Origin of the sequence: Agathobaculum sp. LCP25S3_E8 (assembly GCF_052117165.1) — a bacterium.
Classification (GTDB): domain Bacteria; phylum Bacillota; class Clostridia; order Oscillospirales; family Butyricicoccaceae; genus Agathobaculum.
On the sequence record NZ_JBQKJR010000017.1, the window covers coordinates 37,421 to 54,898 of the forward strand.

Annotated in this window: 12 protein-coding genes, 2 tRNA genes, 1 rRNA gene and 1 pseudogene; 7 read left to right on the plus strand and 9 right to left on the minus strand. The window is 56.4% G+C overall.

What is annotated here, in order from left to right:
* Positions 1-121: 121 nt before the first annotated feature.
* Entirely contained in the window at positions 122-3,691 is a 3,570-nt protein-coding gene (gene addA, locus ACTQ34_RS08075) for a helicase-exonuclease AddAB subunit AddA (protein ID WP_441363338.1), read from the minus strand.
* A gap of 1 nt (position 3,692) precedes the next feature.
* Positions 3,693-7,061 (minus strand): PD-(D/E)XK nuclease family protein, encoded by a 3,369-nt coding sequence (locus tag ACTQ34_RS08080; RefSeq protein ID WP_441363339.1) that lies wholly within the window; start codon positions 7,059-7,061, stop codon positions 3,693-3,695.
* 129 nt (positions 7,062-7,190) lie between these two features.
* Between ACTQ34_RS08080 and ACTQ34_RS08085 the strand changes: the two genes are divergently transcribed.
* The 7 genes from ACTQ34_RS08085 (at position 7,191) to ACTQ34_RS08115 (ending at position 10,890) form a co-directional block, all read left to right on the plus strand.
* Positions 7,191-7,266, plus strand: a tRNA-Phe gene (locus ACTQ34_RS08085).
* Between the two features lie 8 nt (positions 7,267-7,274).
* Positions 7,275-7,350: transfer RNA gene (locus ACTQ34_RS08090), tRNA-Gly, on the plus strand.
* 318 nt (positions 7,351-7,668) lie between these two features.
* Entirely contained in the window at positions 7,669-8,385 is a 717-nt protein-coding gene (locus ACTQ34_RS08095; protein ID WP_441363340.1) for a tRNA threonylcarbamoyladenosine dehydratase, read from the plus strand.
* A 69-nt stretch (positions 8,386-8,454) separates the two neighbouring features.
* Positions 8,455-8,880 carry a tRNA (adenosine(37)-N6)-threonylcarbamoyltransferase complex ATPase subunit type 1 TsaE gene (gene tsaE / locus ACTQ34_RS08100; protein WP_441363341.1) on the plus strand — a complete coding sequence of 142 codons (426 nt, stop codon included), beginning with the start codon at positions 8,455-8,457 and terminating at the stop codon, positions 8,878-8,880.
* The gene (gene tsaB / locus ACTQ34_RS08105) at positions 8,877-9,590 is read left to right on the plus strand and encodes a tRNA (adenosine(37)-N6)-threonylcarbamoyltransferase complex dimerization subunit type 1 TsaB (protein WP_441363342.1); all 714 of its coding nucleotides are present in this window, start codon (positions 8,877-8,879) and stop codon (positions 9,588-9,590) included. Before tsaE ends, tsaB begins: the two co-directional genes overlap by 4 nt.
* 15 nt (positions 9,591-9,605) lie before the next feature.
* On the plus strand, positions 9,606-10,235 hold the full coding sequence (gene upp / locus ACTQ34_RS08110) for a uracil phosphoribosyltransferase (RefSeq protein ID WP_373166459.1): 630 nt from the start codon (positions 9,606-9,608) through the stop codon (positions 10,233-10,235).
* Positions 10,236-10,296: 61 nt separating this feature from the next.
* Positions 10,297-10,890, plus strand: a complete 594-nt coding sequence (locus tag ACTQ34_RS08115) for a GNAT family N-acetyltransferase (protein ID WP_441363343.1) — start codon at positions 10,297-10,299, stop codon at positions 10,888-10,890.
* A gap of 56 nt (positions 10,891-10,946) precedes the next feature.
* Here ACTQ34_RS08115 and ACTQ34_RS08120 read toward each other — a convergent pair whose 3' ends face one another.
* From ACTQ34_RS08120 to rrf, 7 genes and pseudogenes are all read right to left on the minus strand, one after another.
* Positions 10,947-11,444, minus strand: a complete 498-nt coding sequence (locus tag ACTQ34_RS08120) for a GreA/GreB family elongation factor (protein ID WP_441363344.1) — start codon at positions 11,442-11,444, stop codon at positions 10,947-10,949.
* A gap of 88 nt (positions 11,445-11,532) precedes the next feature.
* On the minus strand, positions 11,533-12,042 hold the full coding sequence (gene nrdG, locus ACTQ34_RS08125; RefSeq protein WP_441363345.1) for an anaerobic ribonucleoside-triphosphate reductase activating protein: 510 nt from the start codon (positions 12,040-12,042) through the stop codon (positions 11,533-11,535).
* Positions 12,042-12,185 (minus strand): annotated as a pseudogene (gene nrdD, locus ACTQ34_RS08130) (anaerobic ribonucleoside-triphosphate reductase); the annotation flags it as partial. The gene nrdG and the pseudogene nrdD, both read right to left, overlap by 1 nt.
* Before the next feature lie 60 nt (positions 12,186-12,245).
* Positions 12,246-14,579 (minus strand): anaerobic ribonucleoside triphosphate reductase, encoded by a 2,334-nt coding sequence (locus ACTQ34_RS08135; protein WP_441363349.1) that lies wholly within the window; start codon positions 14,577-14,579, stop codon positions 12,246-12,248.
* A gap of 444 nt (positions 14,580-15,023) precedes the next feature.
* On the minus strand, positions 15,024-15,728 hold the full coding sequence (locus tag ACTQ34_RS08140; RefSeq protein ID WP_441363346.1) for a hypothetical protein: 705 nt from the start codon (positions 15,726-15,728) through the stop codon (positions 15,024-15,026).
* Entirely contained in the window at positions 15,721-17,250 is a 1,530-nt protein-coding gene (locus ACTQ34_RS08145; RefSeq protein ID WP_441363347.1) for a DUF1538 domain-containing protein, read from the minus strand. Before ACTQ34_RS08145 ends, ACTQ34_RS08140 begins: the two co-directional genes overlap by 8 nt.
* Before the next feature lie 118 nt (positions 17,251-17,368).
* Positions 17,369-17,478 (minus strand): 5S ribosomal RNA (gene rrf / locus ACTQ34_RS08150); the annotation flags it as partial.

Genomic DNA, 17,478 nt, shown 5'->3' on the forward strand with positions numbered 1-17,478 from the left:
TATGGGCGAAATCATGTTTGCGGAATCGTCCGGCCATCGCCGGTATCCCTTGCTTTTCCGCTATCAGGTTAGCATTTTCCCTACGCACTGTCAACCGAACGCAAAAGATTTTAACGCAATCTTAACTGTCCCCCATTGTCCAGCTCAGGCCATTGTGAAAGAAGTACAGGATGCACCGGCAAACCGGCCGTGCAAAAATCTCACGCACCGCCAGCATATAGGCCTGCATCTGTGCGCGGTACTGCGCCGCACGCGCGGAAATGCCGTCTTCGGTCACTCGGTCGGTTTTGAAATCCAAAATCACAAAGCCTTCCGGCGTGTCAATCAGACAATCGATGACGCCCTGCAGCAGCACCTTCTCTTCAAGCGCCTGCTCCGCCACCGGAAAATACTGCGCCGCCGGCACCAGCACGGAAAACTTAAACTCCCGCCGCACCGGATACGCCGACATCAGGCCGCGGTATAAATCGGATGCGAAAAACGCCTCGATTTTTCTCGGGTTGATTGCCGCCGCCTGCTCGGGCGACAGCAGTCCGGCTTCTTCCAGCCGCTGCCGTTCGCGCTCCACGCCGCCCGGAGCCGCCGCCGCATCAAAATCGCAGAACTGCATGAACAAATGATGCGCTGTGCCGACCTCAGCCGGTGTCAGACGGCGCTGTCCCTGCTCGAACAGCGGCGCGCGCAGCTTGACCTCACGGCGCGGCGGGGGCGTCTGCTCGGCGGCCTCGTCCGCGCGGTAGCCGCGGCCCAAACCGGTCGCAGTCAGCTTGCTGGGCAGCTCGGACAGAAACGCATTCGGATACTGCAAATACGGCTGCACGGTGTAGCCTTGCGTATCTGCCTCGGCAAAGCGCAGCACTTCGGGCAGCGCAGGCTCGGCAACCTCATCCGGCCGGAACACCCGCAGAATAAACGCATCACAGTCCGTGCCGTGCTCGGGCACCTCCAGCCCGTAGGTTTCCCTTAGGGAACGCGACGCGGGATGCCGCAGCAGCGGCGCGACAATCCATGCAAGCGGCGCGCGCACTGCGCCCATGGCGTACTGCGGCAGCTGGTCGAGCGCCGCCCACTGCGCCCACTTTTGCAGCGATTTTTCCAGCGTCCCGCTTGCCGCCGTGATAATCAGTTTTTCCCGCGCACGCGTCAGCGCGACATACAGCACGCGCAGCTCTTCGCTGACCATTTCACGCCGCTGCTGCACCGCGACCGCTGTGCGCTCAACCGTATCATACTGCACGCCGCGCTCCAAATCGCGGCACTTGGAGCCAAAGCCCAGTTCTTTATGAACCAGCACCGGCTCACGCAAGTCAATTTCGTTAAACTGACCGGCGCAGCCCGCCACAATCACCACCGGGAACTCCAGTCCCTTGGACTTGTGGATGGACAGAATGCGCACTGCGCCGCCTGTCGTCTCCGCACCGACTGTCTGGAAGTCCTCGCCTGTTTCCTGCATGCCGCGCAGCAAACTCACAAAGGCGAACAGACCACGATAGCCTTGCGCTTCAAAGGCGCGCGCCCGCTCGAAAAACGCCAGCAGATTACTCTGCCGCTGCGCGCCATTGGGCAGCGCACCATACAAACCGAGCGCGCCTGTCCGGTCGTAAATCTCCCACAACAATCGATACACCGGCTGGTCGCATGCGAAGGTGCGCAAATCATCCAGCTGCTGTAAGAACAACTCCACCTTATCAAACTGCTCACGCGAGGCAACCAGTGCATCGTAAAAACTGATACGTCGGTCGGTCAGTCGAATGTCGGCCAGTTCCTGTTCGGTAAATCCGAACAGCGGCGAGCGCAGCACGCCGATGAGGTCCACATCCTGCCGCGGGTTGTCAATGACCGCCAGCAACGACACCATCGTGCCTACCTCAGCCGTACCCAGCAATCCGCCCCGTTCCTCCGCGCTGGCAGTCAGGCCGGCCTGCTCGAGCGCCGCAATGAACGCCTGCGCACGCGGTCCCGGCGAGCGCAGCAGAATGACGATATCGCCCGGCGTGACCGGCCGCAGCGCGCCCGTCTCCTTGTCCAAGACCGGGAATCCTTCGTCCAGCAGCGCGCGAATACGGGACGCAACCAGATGCGCTTCCAGCGAGGTTTTATCCGGCGCATCCTCATCCTCCCCCAGTCCCGCCGCGTCGAGCAGCAGCACCTCGGTCTTGTAGCGCGCATGCCCCGCGTCCGGATAGTCCATGCCAAGATGTAATGCTTCGCGGTCGGTGTACTGCAAATCGCCGACCGTCTCACCCATCACAGCTGAAAACAGATAATTACACGCATCCAGCACCGCCGCGCGTGAGCGGAAGTTCTGTCCGAGCACCACACGGCGCGGCGCATCGTCCTGCACGTCATCCGCATCGGCAAAGGCATGATACTTTTGCAGGAAAATGGACGGGTCGGCCAGACGGAAGCCGTAAATGCTCTGCTTCACGTCACCGACCAGAAACAGGTTGCGTTCCTCCAGCGACAGTGCGCGGAAAATTGCGTCCTGCACGGCGTTGGTGTCCTGATATTCGTCCACCGCTATCTCCGCATACTGTTGACTCAGCGTGCGCGCGAGCGCGGAGGGCTGCGCGCCATCATACAGCAGTTGTACGGCGAAATGCTCCAAATCGTTAAAATCCGCCGCATTGCGCGCACGCTTGGCATCGGAAAACGCCTGTTCAAAAGCATTTACCATGTCAATCAACGCAGATAAAGCGGGTGCGGTCAATACGCGGTCGCAGGCCATTTCCTCCGCCGTCACGGTCAGCCACTTTTCCCGAATGGTTTTGGCCACCGTTTTCCACTCCTCGCGCAGCGCCTTTATCTCCTCGAGAAATGCCTTGTCCTCGAACTTGCGCGCGGCCTTGATCCGGTCAAATGTAATCGACTGCGCCGCTTCCACGCAAGCGTCCCAATTACCGCCGTGCAGCGCATCCAGCAGGCTCTCGGCTTGGTTCAGGTCGCTTTTCAGCGCGGGCAGATAGGTGTCATACAGCTCGTCAATGCCAGTCACGGCATCCACCGCCATGTGAAGAAAAGCTGCGCCGTGCTCTGCCGCCGCGCGCGCCTGCGTGAGCAGCACCGCCGCGTGCGGCGTATCCATGCCGTCCGCATGCAATCCCTGCCGCACGGTTTCCAGAAAGGCGCGCGGGTCAGGGTGCGCTTGAATCTTTTCGTATGTGCTCAAAATCACGTCGCCCAGCTTTTTATCGTCGCGCCCCGCGGTCAACAGGTCACACAGCGCGAAAAAGCCCGCGTCGCCGCGCTCATACGCTGCGTCCATCACCTCTTCCAGCACCTCGGCGCGCAGGATTTTTCCCTCCTGCGCATCCATCAGACGGAAATCCGGCGCAATGCCGAGCGCAGCGGCCTGTTCCCGCGCCAGCGACAAGCACAGCGCATGTACGGTTGTGATTTTGGCGCGATGCACCAGAAACAGTTGCCGACGCAGGCGCGTATCCTGCGGGTCGCGTGCGACCGCCTGTGCCAGTGCCGCGCCGATGCGTTCGCGCATTTCGGCGGCGGCGGCATTGGTAAAGGTCACCAGCAGCAGCCGGTCGATATCCACCGGGTTTTCCGGGTCGGTCAAACGGGTGAGCACCCGCTCGACCAGCACGGCCGTCTTGCCTGAACCCGCCGCCGCCGAGACAAGCAACGTGCCGCCCCGGTTTTCGATTGCGGTCTGTTGGTCTTTTGTCCACTGCGGCACGTCACTCACCTCCTGTTTGCTGCCAGAACTCTTCGTCCGTCAAATGTTTTAAAAAGCGCGCCTTGTCCCCTGCCGTTTCATCAAAACGACAGGCTGCACGGAAATCGCACCAGTCGCAGTAACTCGACTGCTTATCCTTTTTACAAGGGTCGGCCGTTACGCTGCCCGCACGCAGCTCTTTGCCCATTTCGAGCAGCTTTTTGTGCGTGTATCGCGCCAGCCGCCCGAATTTCTCCAAATCGGCCACCGCACTTTTTGCCGCAAGCGTCGGCACGTCCTCGCCTTTTTTCACCTTGACCGACACCGGCAGAAACCGTCCGTCGCCTTCCAGCCCGTGCTCCATCGCGTCGAGCAGCTCCATATCGTCGCTGAGCAGACCGCTGCGGCGCAGCGCTTTGTCACGCAATGCGCGCAAGGTTTCTTCATCCGTGTCGCGCGCGGCATCCGGCAGCGCGTCACGCACCGGCACATACAGTACGCCCGCCGGCACGATTTCGTTCAGTTCAGCTTCCAGCCGTGCACGATAGCGCTCCAGCCCTTCCTGCTGCAAGGCGTACAGATAAATGACCAGCTGCATATTCAGCCCGTACCAGATATCGGACAGCGAAAACGACTTTTTTCCACTCTTGTAGTCCATCACGCGCAGATACAGCCGTCCGTTTTTGATATAACCGTCCACACGGTCCACCTTGCCGGACAGGGACACGTCGCCCTCTGCATCCTCGCAGGTGACGGGCGGCAAATCGCCCCCGCGCGAGAAGTCCACCTCATAGTCGATGGGTTCAAAGTCGGACACGCGCAGCTCTGCCAGCACGTTTTCCAGAATCTGCTCCGCCGTGCGCGCCAGCCGTCCGAACAAATATCGGAAACGCGCCGTGCGGGTTTCCAGTCCGCCCAGCTCCTCGCGCACATACTGCCGCACGACCGCGCGGCACACGCGCCGGACGGTTGTCTCGTCGGCAGCCGCCGCGCCGCCCTCGTTTTTCCCTAGCTCGGCAAGCGCATGCTCAAGCACATAATGCAGGAACGTGCCGGTTTCCAGCGCATCAAACCGTGCGACCTTGCGCGGCTTGGCCTTGAGGCCGTACTGCATGAAAAACGCAAACCGACAGGAATAAAAGGTGTCCACACGTGACGCAGTCAAGTTGAGGTGTTTGCCGTACAGCCCCTCGATGGTGTGCAGATTTTCCAACGGACCGCGCCCGCGCCGCTGCGCCGACGCGCGATGTACCCGCTCGTCATTCTGATAGAAATCATAGGCCGCGCGCACAGCGGGCGAACGGTCGCCCGACAGATAGGCGCATGCCAGCTCGACCGCCGGGCGCTCAGCCTGTAAACGGTCGCGTACCGACTGGGCCTTATATGCATCCAGCGGTACTGCGGGAAGAAGGCTGCGCACCGTGCCGATAAAATACGAAGGCCGCGTTTCTCCGCCAGCGGCATCCGCCGTGTGATAAGACAACAGCAACTCGTCCGACGGACACGCCAGCGCGCGGTACAGCGTTTCCTGCTCCATGAGCAGCCGCTCCGCACCATAGGCCTTGAGTTCCACGCCCAGTGCGTCCATCTTATCCCGGTCCATATCGCTCAGCAGCGAGGTAGAAGCCGTAGTTTTCGGAATCAGCCCGTCGTTCACGCCGAGCAGAATGACATATTTGACGTTCTCGCTGCAAACACGCTCGATATTGCCGCAAGTGACACGGTCGAGCGAAACCGGAATCGAACCGACATCGTATTCCCCCAGCACCAACCGGAACAGCTGCGCAAACCGCTCGGCGGTGAGCATGGTCTCCTCACACACCCACGCAAACTGCTCCATCGCGGAGACCAGAATCTCCCATAGCTGCCGATATTCGTCCGCCAGCTGCAACCGTCCCGCCTGTTCATGCGCGACAGCACGGTCCGCCATGCGCTGCGGCGCATCCACCGCAATCAGAAAATCGTACAGCGCACGCACGCAGTCAGAGGCAGGGTTTTCCCCTTTTAGGCGCTCGCGCAAATCGGTAAACGGTGCAATCGCCCGCGCACGCAATGCATTCAGCGTAGACAGTTCTGCGCGCACGCGCTCGTCGATGGGTAAACCGTATCCGTCGGGATGATCGGTCCAGTCGCGCTCCCACGCGCTGCCGCGGATGTTCCATGTCAGCACATAGTTTTCCAGCCGGTCCACCTCGTCGCGTGTCAAGCTGGTCAGTCCGGTTTTGAGACAGCCGAACATTTCCTCATACCGAAAGCCCGTGCGCACCGCGTCCAGCGCACCCATCACGAGCGCCATGGGCGGTCGGGAAAGCAGGTCGGGCTTTTCTGCCAGAAACACCGGCACATCATACCGCGCCATTGCCATCGCCAAAGCCGCGCTGTACGGCTCGATATCCCGCGCCGCAACCACAAAATCCCGATAGCGCGCGCCTTCGTCGCGTACCTTGCGACGGATATAAGCCGCCGCGTGTTCGCATTCATCAAAGGGAGACGCCGCCGCGTACAAGCGTACACCTTCGCACATATCTTCATGCACGCCGCGCACCGGCAGCAGGCTTTCCGATTCCACCGCAGCCAGTCCCACTGGGCGGGACAGGCGGCTGGCGCCCAGTTCAATCCTCTCCACCTGTTGATTATGCCGCTTTGCCATACGGGTCAGCGTCTTGACCGTCTTACAGCCAGTTACAAAAATCTCCGGCTGTGACAAATCGCAGGCGACCGCCGCCGACAACGACACCCCTGCGGCAAGCATCGCCTCCACCACGGACAGCTCCTGCGCCGTAAAGCCGAGAAACCCATCCAGATACACCTGCGCCCCCGCGAGTACATGGCTTTCGGGCAGACGGTCGCGCAGATGGGTCAGGCGGTCGCGCGGGTCGGGCAGCGACTGTTCACACAGACGCTCATAAGCGGTCAGCAGCTGCGCTAAGTCTGACAGCTTGGCGGAAAGGGCCGCGTCCTCGCTTTCCTGCGCCGCGTCGAACAGCATTTCCGGCGCTACCGCGCAGGTTTTGCACTCATCCACCAGCCGCAGCGCCTCACGCAACAGCTCGGGTTTGTCCGCAAGACCGCTCCAAACCGAAAGACCCCCCTGTACGCGACGCGCTGCTTCTTGTAAAGTAAGGAGCTGCCCTGCGGGAGTCAGCATCTGCTGCGCCAGTCCGCCGACCTCGGAAAAAACACGGTCGGCCAGACGCGAAAACGTCAGCACCTCGGCCGTGCGCGCACCATGGTTTTCGGTAGCCTCAGCAAGTCGGCGCTCCATCTGATGCGAGTTCAGTTCCGGAACCAGCAGAACCTGTTTTCCCTCGCCCTTTCGGCAGGCTTCCGCAATTTCCCGCAGAATCGCCGTTGTTTTGCCGCTCGCCGCGCGGCCTGTCCAAATTCGCATGCTACACGCTCCTTTCACTTGGTCTATCATACCATGCTCCCACCCCCTTCCGCAACAAAATGAAAAAAAGGAAAATTTATGGTTGACTTTTCTCCAACTTTCGACTATACTATATCTCGTGCTGTGAATGCCTCTGTAGCTCAGTCGGTAGAGCAGGGGACTGAAAATCCCCGTGTCGGTGGTTCGATTCCGCCCGGAGGCACCAAAAAACATGCGGCTGTAGCTCATCTGGTAGAGCGCCACCTTGCCAAGGTGGAGGTAGCGAGTTCGAGCCTCGTCAGCCGCTCCAAAAAGAAAACGCCTGTCATAGACAGGCGTTTTCTTTTTGGAGCGGCTCGAGGCTCGAAAGGGCGTCAAGCAAAACAGCCCAGTGGGCTGTTTTGTAGCCCGTGTGTTTAGGCCGACTGCCCCAGTCGGCCGGAGCCTCGCAAAATCCGACCTCAACGGGCGGATTTTGCGTCTCACAGTAAGCACCCGTCCCGTGCAGCGGCTCCCCGAATGGAAGCGGCTAAGGAGGCTCGAAAGCCCCGCTTTCCTCTCCTTCCCGCTTGCCCACGCAAACGCTCTGTGATATACTCTGACCATACTTTATTGAGAGGTTTACGATATGCTGCATGAATTTTCCCGTGAAGAACTGCTGCTTGGTGCGGATGCGCTGCAAAAACTGGCTTCGTCGCATGTCGCGGTGTTCGGCATCGGCGGCGTCGGCTCGTTCACTTGTGAAGCGCTGGCCCGCGCGGGCGTTGGAGAACTGACGCTGATAGACAACGATACGGTTTCCCTGACCAACCGCAACCGCCAACTGATTGCGCTTGTTTCGACCACTGGACAGGCCAAAGTCGAAGTCATGCGCGAACGCATTGCAGACATCAATCCGCGCTGCACCGTACACGCGCTGCAACAGTTTTACACCCCGGACAGCACGCTCGACCTAACACAATTCGACTATGTGATTGATGCTATTGACACCGTCACCGCGAAATTGCACCTGATTTCGGAATGCGACCGGCTGGGTGTGCCGCTTATCTGCTCAATGGGCACAGGCAACAAGCTCGACCCGACACGCTTCGAGGTCGCCGATATCTATAAGACCTCGGTCTGTCCGCTCGCACGCGTCATTCGACTCGAATGCAAAAAACGCCGGATTCGCCGTCTCAAGGTGGTTTACTCCAAGGAAGAAGCCCGCACTCCCCTTCCCTCGGAGGAACAAAAAGGCACCGCAGGCCGTGCCGTCCCCGGCAGCGTATCCTTCGTTCCGCCGGTTGCCGGTATGATTCTTGCGGGAGAAGTTATCAAAGCACTGGCTGCCGCGTCGCAGCCCTAAGCCCGCACCTTGCTATTTGTCTGCTTCCATGATATGATAAAGCCAGAATCCACAAGAAAAGGTGTTTTAATGGAATATATCACCCACTCGCCCGAGGAAACCGAAGCCTTGGGCGCAGACTATGCCGCGTCGCTGCAGCCGGGCGACGTTGTTGCCTTCTCCGGCGACCTCGGCGCAGGCAAAACCGCATTTACCCGCGGTGTGCTGCGTGGACTCGGCTATCAGGGTCGAGTCACCAGCCCGACCTTTGCCATCGCCAACGAATACGACACCCCAGGCGGTCGCGTGGCGCATTTTGACCTGTACCGTATTCTGGACAGCGAAGCGCTGTTTGAAATCGGCTTTGAGGAATACTTGGACGGCAGCCGCATCGTTTTGATTGAATGGAGCGAAAACGCGGCGGATATCTTGCCGGCACAATACAAAACCGTGCATATTGCCTACGGCAGTCAACCGGATGACCGGCTCATCACCACTGGGGAGGTGTGCGCATGAAAATCCTTGCATTGGAATCCTCCGCCGTCAGTGCCTCGGTAGCGCTGACCGAGGACGAAAAACTTATTGCGCAATCTTTTCAAAACTGCGGACTGACCCACTCGCGCACGCTGCTTCCGATGGTAGAAAGCCTTTTTCAAAACTGCGGCTTGACACTCGATGCAGTCGATGCCATTGCCGTGGCGCACGGCCCGGGGTCGTTCACCGGCGTACGCATCGGCGTGGCAACGGTCAAAGGGCTGGCGCTTGGCGCGGACAAGCCGTGCATCGGCGTATCCACGCTGGAAGCGATGGCATACGGCGCACACGCGCTCGACGGTCGCCTGTGCTGTGTGATGGACGCGCGCGCAGGACAAGTTTATAATGCACTCTTTGCAGTCGAAAACGGCTTGCCCAAACGCTTGTGTGAAGACCGCGCTGTCAAACTGACCGATCTTGCGGAAGAAATCGGCGATACCGTGTATTTTCTGGTTGGAGATGGGGCCGAACTATGTTATAATACCCTTAGGGAAAAATGTACCGGCCTGCGCCTCGCACCGCCCGAGCTGCGTTACCCCACCGGTTACGGTGTTGCTGCCGCTGCTCTGCCGTTACTACAGGCAGGTAAAACCTGCTCCCCACAAGAGCTGGACGCCTTTTACCTGCGCCGTCCGCAGGCCGAACGCGAACGTATGAAACGGCTTTCCGGCGATGCATCGAATCTACATTAAAGGAGACAAAGGATTATGGCTACCGTTCACGAAATGGATCACCCGCTGATTAAGCATAAGCTCAGCCTGATGCGCGATAAGACCACCGGCGTAAAGGAGTTCCGCGAAGCGACCCGCGAAATCGCCATGCTCATGTGCTACGAGGCAACCCGCGACCTGCCGCTTAAGGAAATTTCGATTGAAACACCGCTGGCAGAAGCGCGTGTACAGGTTATTTCCGGCAAGAAGATTGCGCTGGTTCCCATTCTGCGTGCCGGTCTCGGCATGGTGGAGGGCATGCTGGAAATGATTCCAGCTGCTAAGGTTGGTCATATCGGCCTGTACCGTGACCCCGATACGCTGCAGCCAATTGAATATTATTGCAAACTGCCGGGTGATATCGAGGAGCGAGACGTGCTGCTGCTCGACCCGATGCTGGCAACCGGTGGCTCTGCTATCGCTGCTATTGACGGACTCAAACGCCGCGGCGTTAAGCACATCAAGCTGATGAACCTCATCGCAGCGCCCGAGGGTATTGAAACCGTTCAGAAAGCGCATCCGGATGTAGAAATTTTCGTAGCCGCCATTGATAAGAAGCTCAATGACCATGGTTACATTGTCCCCGGTCTGGGCGATGCCGGCGACCGTATCTTCGGCACAAAGTAAAAACTAAGAGCATGAACAACGGTGCGGCGCCACGCTGCACCGTTTTTACAGGAGCAATCAAATGGAAATTCAGCATTACGAAATGGAATCCGAGCGCCTGCGTTTTCGCCGCTTACGCGCGGATGACTTTTCCCTTGTCGCCCCGATCCTTCAGGATGAGCAGACCATGTATGCATGGGAACACGGTTTTTCCTATGAGGAAGTGGTAGACTGGATTGCAGACATGCTGCGTCGTTACCACGAAGATGGGTGCGGATATTTTGCAGGCCTTGACCGGGAAACCGGGGCGTTAATCGCATTGGCCGGCCCATTGGTCGAACGCCTGGACTCCGAGACCACTGCACTCGGACTGGGTTATATTGTTCGGCGCGACCTATGGGGACAGGGCTACGGAGTCGAATGCGCCCGCGCCGCGCTTACCTTTGCATTTGACAAACTGGATGTATCGCGTGTGCTTGCCTTAATCCGTCCAGATAACATCGCATCGCTTCATGTTGCAGCGGCCTGCGGCATGAAGCCGGTTGGTCAATTCACCAAACTGTATCGAGGAAAAGACCTGCCGCATGTGATATGCGCAGTGGAGCGCGCAGCGTTTTTCGCTACGTTAGATGCAGAAACCGAGCAAACCGAAGACACCGATGAAACTGCGCCATAATCCGCTTTTTCAACCAAAAAAACAGCAGCTGCTTTTACGTCAGCTGCTGTTTTTCTTTATAGAATCGAACCCGTTCCATCATCTGCCTGCTTGCAGATCGAGCGAATCACCACCGTATAGCTATCACCGTCCTCGGTTGTCACAGCAACACGATCTCCCTGCTTTCTGCCCAGCACCGCTTTTCCCAGCGGCGCCTCGCGGCTGATGCGTCCCTGCAGCGGGTCGCAGCGCACGGTCGTAACCACCTGTATGGTTTCGGTTTCGTCATCGTCCTCAAAGTACAGCTCCACCTTGTCAAACAGGCCGACCTCATCCGCCGCGGCGCGATCCTCGATCACGCGCGCCGACTTAATCATGCGTTCCAGATAACGAATACGGCTGCGGTTACGGTTCTGCGCCTGCTTGGCCGCCTTGTATTCAAAATTTTCACTCAGATCACCAAACGCTCGCGTACGTTTGACCTCTTCAATCAGCTCGGGCATCAATTCCAGCTTGCGATGATCGAGTTCCTTCTGCATCATTGCAATATCCTGTGCAGTCAATTCATCATGCATATGGTTTTCCTCTTTTCCTCATGCGTACTCTTTGCGCGAAAAACATAAAAAAGGCCGCTCTGCAGCGGCCTTTCCGTTTCAGCTTCCCTTATCGGTACTGCTCCGCCCATACGGGTGCATTTGCTACCAGAGAAGCAGGCACATCCAGCACACGTTGATTTGCACTGCCGCGAAAGCGCAATTCCAGATTACGCTCCGCCTCGACAAACGGCCCATCTACCAAAAGATCCAGCTGCTCCAGCAGCTTTTGGACGTACGGGTCAGGCAACTCCAGCAGCTGCTCAAACGTATAGCCGGAATATGCCATCAAGTGTTTGCCCTTCGCCTTCAGTTCCACCGCCAGTCGATACAGCGGCTCAGGCTGACAAAACGGTTCGCCGCCCGAAAAGGTCACACCCTTGACCAGCGGATTGCGACACATGTCGCGCAGCAGCGTGTCCAGTTCCATCTCCTTGCCGCCCGCAAAATCATGCGTCTGCGGATTATGGCAACCGGGACAATGATGCGGACAGCCCTGTGTAAACAGGGTATAACGGAAGCCGGGGCCGTCCACAATGGACTCCCCGACTGTACCCGCAATGCGTATGGTACCTTCCATCACGCAGTATGCTCCTCCTCCAGCGAGCAGCAGGAAACCGTGTGCTTGACGCGGTCATGCTCCTCTGCACGCTTGGCATTATTAAAGCGATCCAGAGTACCAACCAAATAGCCTGTAATACGGCGGATGCGCTCAAAGCCCACACCCTCGCCGATTAACTGCTCCTGCATTTCCTTTTTCTCCATCATCATACGCTTCCTTTCTTATTCCTTGACAATTTGCAATGTATTGGGCAGACGGTCGGCCTCCTCGGCAGGATCGCCGTGATAGCCAAGCGTCATACTGTTTAAATGCTTATAGAGTCCCAGCTTTTGCAGCTTGGAAAGCGGCACGCCCTCACCCTCATGCCGTCCGCAGCGCGGGCAGGTTTCACCGATGATGCCGGTGTAACCGCAAACCGGGTCGCGGTCGATCGGATGGTTGATTGCGCCATAACCGATACCGGCTTCTTTCATCGCACGGACAACCGCTTCGAACGCCTCCAGATTTTGCGTCGGATCGCCGTCCAGCTCGATATAGCTGATATGTCCGCCATTGGTCAGCTCATGATACGGTGCTTCGCGCGTAATCTTTTCAAACGCAGAAATCGGATAATATACCGGAACATGAAATGAGTTGGTGTAATAGTCACGGTCGGTCACGCCCTCAATGCGGCCGTATTTCTCGCGGTCGATCTTGACAAATCGGCCGGACAAGCCCTCTGCCGGGGTTGCAATCAGCGAAAAGTTCAGACCATATTTTTCGCTTGCCTGATCCATGCGCTCGCGCATGTGTCCGACAATCTCCAAGCCAAGGTTCTGCGCTTCATCGCTTTCTCCATGATGCTTGCCGATAAGCGATTTGAGCGTCTCCGCAAGGCCGATAAAGCCCAACGTCAGTGTGCCGTGCTTGAGCACCTCGCCGACTGTATCATCCGGGCCGAGCTTTTCCGAATCAATCCAGACGCCCTCGCCCATCAGGAATGGATAATTGCGCACCTTCTTGGCCGACTGGATGCGGAAACGGGCCAGGAGCTGGTCAATGACCAAATCAATTTTGCGGTCCAAATCCTCAAAGAACCAGTCGATATCACCGTGGCTGCGGATTGCAATGCGCGGCAGATTAATTGAAGTAAACGACAGATTACCGCGGCCGTTGACGATTTCACGAGTCGGGTCAAAGTGGTTGCCGATAACGCGCGTGCGGCATCCCATATACGCGCATTCGGTTTCCGGATGGCCGGGCTTGTAATACTGCTTGTTAAACGGCGCATCGAGGAAAGAGAAGTTGGGGAACATCCGCTTGGCGGAAACGCGGCAAGCCAGCTTGAACAGGTCGTAATTCGGCTCGCCTTCGTTGTAGTTGACGCCCTCTTTCACCTTGAAAATGTGAATCGGGAAAATCGGCGTTTCTCCGTTGCCCAAACCGGCCTCGGTTGCCAGCAACAGCTGCTCGATGACCAAACGGCCTTCGGGCGAGGTATCCGTGCCGTAATTGAGCGAGGAGAACGGAATCTGCGCACCCGCACGCGAATGCATGGTATTCAGGTTGTGTACCAGCGCTTCCATCGCCTGATACGCACTCTTGCGTGTTTCCTTATCCGCATACTTGCGGGCAAAGCGCATGCATTTCTGCACGGTCTGCTCATCGAGCGTTTCGCCAAGCGCCGCCGCCATGGCTTCATCGTAACCGTTATCGCCGGCAAGGCAGGCCCATTTTCCGGTCTGCTGCTCGACACGCTCGGTCAGCGCAGCGGCATCGACTTCGTTGTTTTCATCCGCACCGAACACCTCAAGCGCTTTTGCCAGATTACTGCGGAACAGCTTGCGGAACGTCTTGCGGATACCGGGGGCCATCGAGTAATCGAAATTCGGCACCGACTGGCCGCCGTGCTGGTCGTTCTGATTGGACTGAATGGCAATACACGCCAGCGCCGCATACGAACGGATATCATTCGGCTCACGCAGGAAGCCGTGACCGGTGGAAAAACCGCCGTCAAACAACTTGAGCAAATCAATTTGGCAGCAGGTTGTCGTAAGCGTCAGAAAATCCAAATCGTGAATATGGATATCACCCTCCCGATGCGCCTTGGCATGCGCCGGATCGAGAATGAACATTTCGTAAAACTGCTTTGCGCCCTCCGAGCCATACTTGAGCATGGTGCCCATTGCGGTATCGCCGTCAATGTTGGCGTTTTCTCGCTTTACGTCATTTTCCAGCGAGGACTGAAAGGTCAAATCCTCATACACTTTCATCAGCCGGGTATTCATCTCACGCACACGCGTGCGCTCATTACGGTAAAGAATATACTTTTTGGCCGTGCGGGCATGTCCGCTTTCAATCAAAACCTTCTCTACTGTATCTTGTATCTGCTCCACCGTGGGAATCTGCTCTCCCACAGCCTTTTCCAGCATCTTTTCCACCTGTTCAGCCAGACCGCGCGCCATCTCGTAATCCTGTCCGCCGGAAGCCTGCGCCGCGCGGAAAATCGCACCCGCAATCTTGTCAATCTCAAAGGGGGCGTTGCGCCCATCGCGTTTGACGATCTGCTGAATCATAAATTCTGTTCCCTCTCTCATACAAAAACCGCCTTGCGGCGATCACAAAATTTCGTAGATTGTTCTAATTTTCCGCACCATATCTTGTGCCTGTGCTATATATTTTACCGCTCACACAACGGCCTGTCAAGGGGAAACAGGGTTTTTGGAAGAATTGTAAGAATCAAAATATTTTTCTTGTTGGTTTCTCTGAAATTTCATCAATTTTCTCTGTGGACAACAAGCGGCTGTTTTGTGGATAACTCTTTTACTGTGGAAAATTCTGTGTACATCTTGTTGAAAGACGCAGTGCATACCATTCTTTTCCACATTTGACCTAACACAAGATATAGTATGCACTGCACCAACCGCACGCGCACATCAAAACGTCCCGCAGCCTATCATCCACAAATGGAAAGGGCCGCAGCCCCACTGCTGCGACCCTTCCAATTTCCTTGGCTTGGTTCAGTCCGCCAAGCCGATTGCGTCCGACAACGGAACGGAAAGCACCAGCCCATGGCTGCGTGTATTCATGCCGACCGCCTTCATTAGCGCAGTCATGATTTCCTGCCGTTGCTCACTGCGCACAATCAAAAAAACGATTTCCTTTTCCGCCTGAATTTCAATGCCGAAAAAACGCTTGACCTCGTCTTCTGCAATGCCGCGCGCAGCTATCACGGTTCCGCCTCGTGCTCCTGCTTTGCGCGCCGCATCCATGGCAACATTCGTATATCCTCGCTCCATCACGACGACAACCGCGTCCAAACCACAGGCTCGCTCTGATTTGCTCATACTCTCCGCCTCCTCGCTTCCAACATCCGTTTGCGTCAACAGCTTGTGCCATCGCACACCGATTCCGTTAATCGGAACGGTAAAAGCAATCCCCTTGCCCGGATAACGCATTTGCAAACTATGCCCCAGCTTTTCCAGCAGCAGACACGCTCGCTCCCGGTCGGTCAGACAGAGAACAATCGCCTTGGCCGTTTCGCCGATGCCGAGCAAATCCAGCATTTCGGTTTTCGCAGTACCATGTGCCATGCAGACATAATCCACGAGCGCGTGGCTATCTCGGTACAGGCGGAGCACCTTTTCACTCTGTGATACATCCACTACAGATATGACCAGCTCCACCGCACTGCGTGCCGCCATCTGCGGCTGATACTCACGCATGCTGTTCCTCCTCCTCCAAAACGATAATTTCTTCCTCTTCCTCTGCAGCGGATTGTGCTGCTTCATTCGTGCGCCGCATCTTTCGATGATACAACAAGCCGAGGATCTGAATCGTCAGCAACGGCGTCATTGCAACCATTGATACAATACCAAATGCATCCGTTAAAACATTGCCGCCCAAGGCCTCACACGCTCCCATTGCAAATGGCAGAAGGAATGTGGAGGTCATCGGACCGGATGCAACGCCGCCCGAGTCAAACGCAATACCGGTAAAAATTTTAGGGACAAAAAACGTCAAACCAAGCGCCAACAGATAGCCAGGAATGACAATCCAATAGATAGAAATTCCGGTCAGCACACGCAGCATGGAAAGGCCAACCGAGCAGGCTACACCGATGGACAGGCTATGCATCATTGCACGCTGCGAAACACCGCCGTTCGTAATATTTTCTACCTGACGATTTAGTACATGCACCGCAGGCTCTGCCGTCACCAAAAAATATCCGATCAACATACCCAGCGGCACTAGCAGCCAGCTGTGTCCGCTCTGTGCCAACTGCTTTCCCAAAAAATGACCAACCGGCATGAAGCCAACATTAACCCCGGTTAAAAACAGTGAAAGGCCGAAGAAAGTATACCCAAAACCAATGCCGATTTTTTTCAGTTGCATCCGGTGAAAGCGGTGAAACACTAACTGAAATACCGCGCAGAACAGAATGATCGGAATCAGGGCAGATAAAACTTCATGTACATACTCCGGCAGGCTATACGCAAACAGTTTTGCTACCTGCTTGGTATCCTCCACCTCCGGCACAGTCACAGCAGTATAACCCGGATCGCCGCCCTTATAGAAAATACCGAGCAATAATACCGCCAAAATCGGGCCGATGCTGCACAGTGCTACCAGACCAAAGCTATCATCCTGTGCGTCCCGATCGCCACGAATGGAAGCAAGGCCAATACCCAAGGCCATGATAAACGGCACGGTGATTGGGCCGGTTGTAACGCCGCCGGAATCAAAGGCTACTGCAACAAACTCATTGGGCACAAATGCGGATAAAATCAAAACACCGATATAAAACACAATCAGCAGGGACGCCAATCGAATTTTGAACAGCGTGCGCAGCATTGCCAGCACAAAAAACAGGCCTACACCAATTGCAACCGTCCAAATCAATACAGCATTGGGAATCGACGGAACCTGTCCCGCCAAAACCTGCAAATCCGGTTCTGCTATGGTAATCAGCACGCCGATCACGAATGTAATGCCCACAACCGCAAACAGATTTTTCGTGCGCGGCAATTGTGCGCCGATGCCTTCGCCCATCGGTGTCATAGAAACATCGGTACCCAGTGAAAAAAATGCCATACCGACGATCAGAAGCACCGCACCAACCAGATACAAAACCAGCGTTCCGACCGGCATGGGCGTAATTGTAATGCTTAACAGTAATACAATCAATGTGATAGGCAAAACAGACGATAATGCCTCTACAATTTTTTCTTTTAAAATCTTATTCATTGCATTTCCCCTATAAACAAAAATCAATATATTATACCATAGAAAGTGTATGAATTGGGGAAACACAAGGAATCTTAACAAAAAATAAACGCCGGTTCGTCAGAACCGGCGTTATCAATGTGCGCGTCGAGTTATCTTCCCGGGCCGTCGCCAGCCAAGTATTGTCACCGTAAACGAGCTTAACTACTGTGTTCGGAATGGGAACAGGTGTACCCTCGTCACCATTGA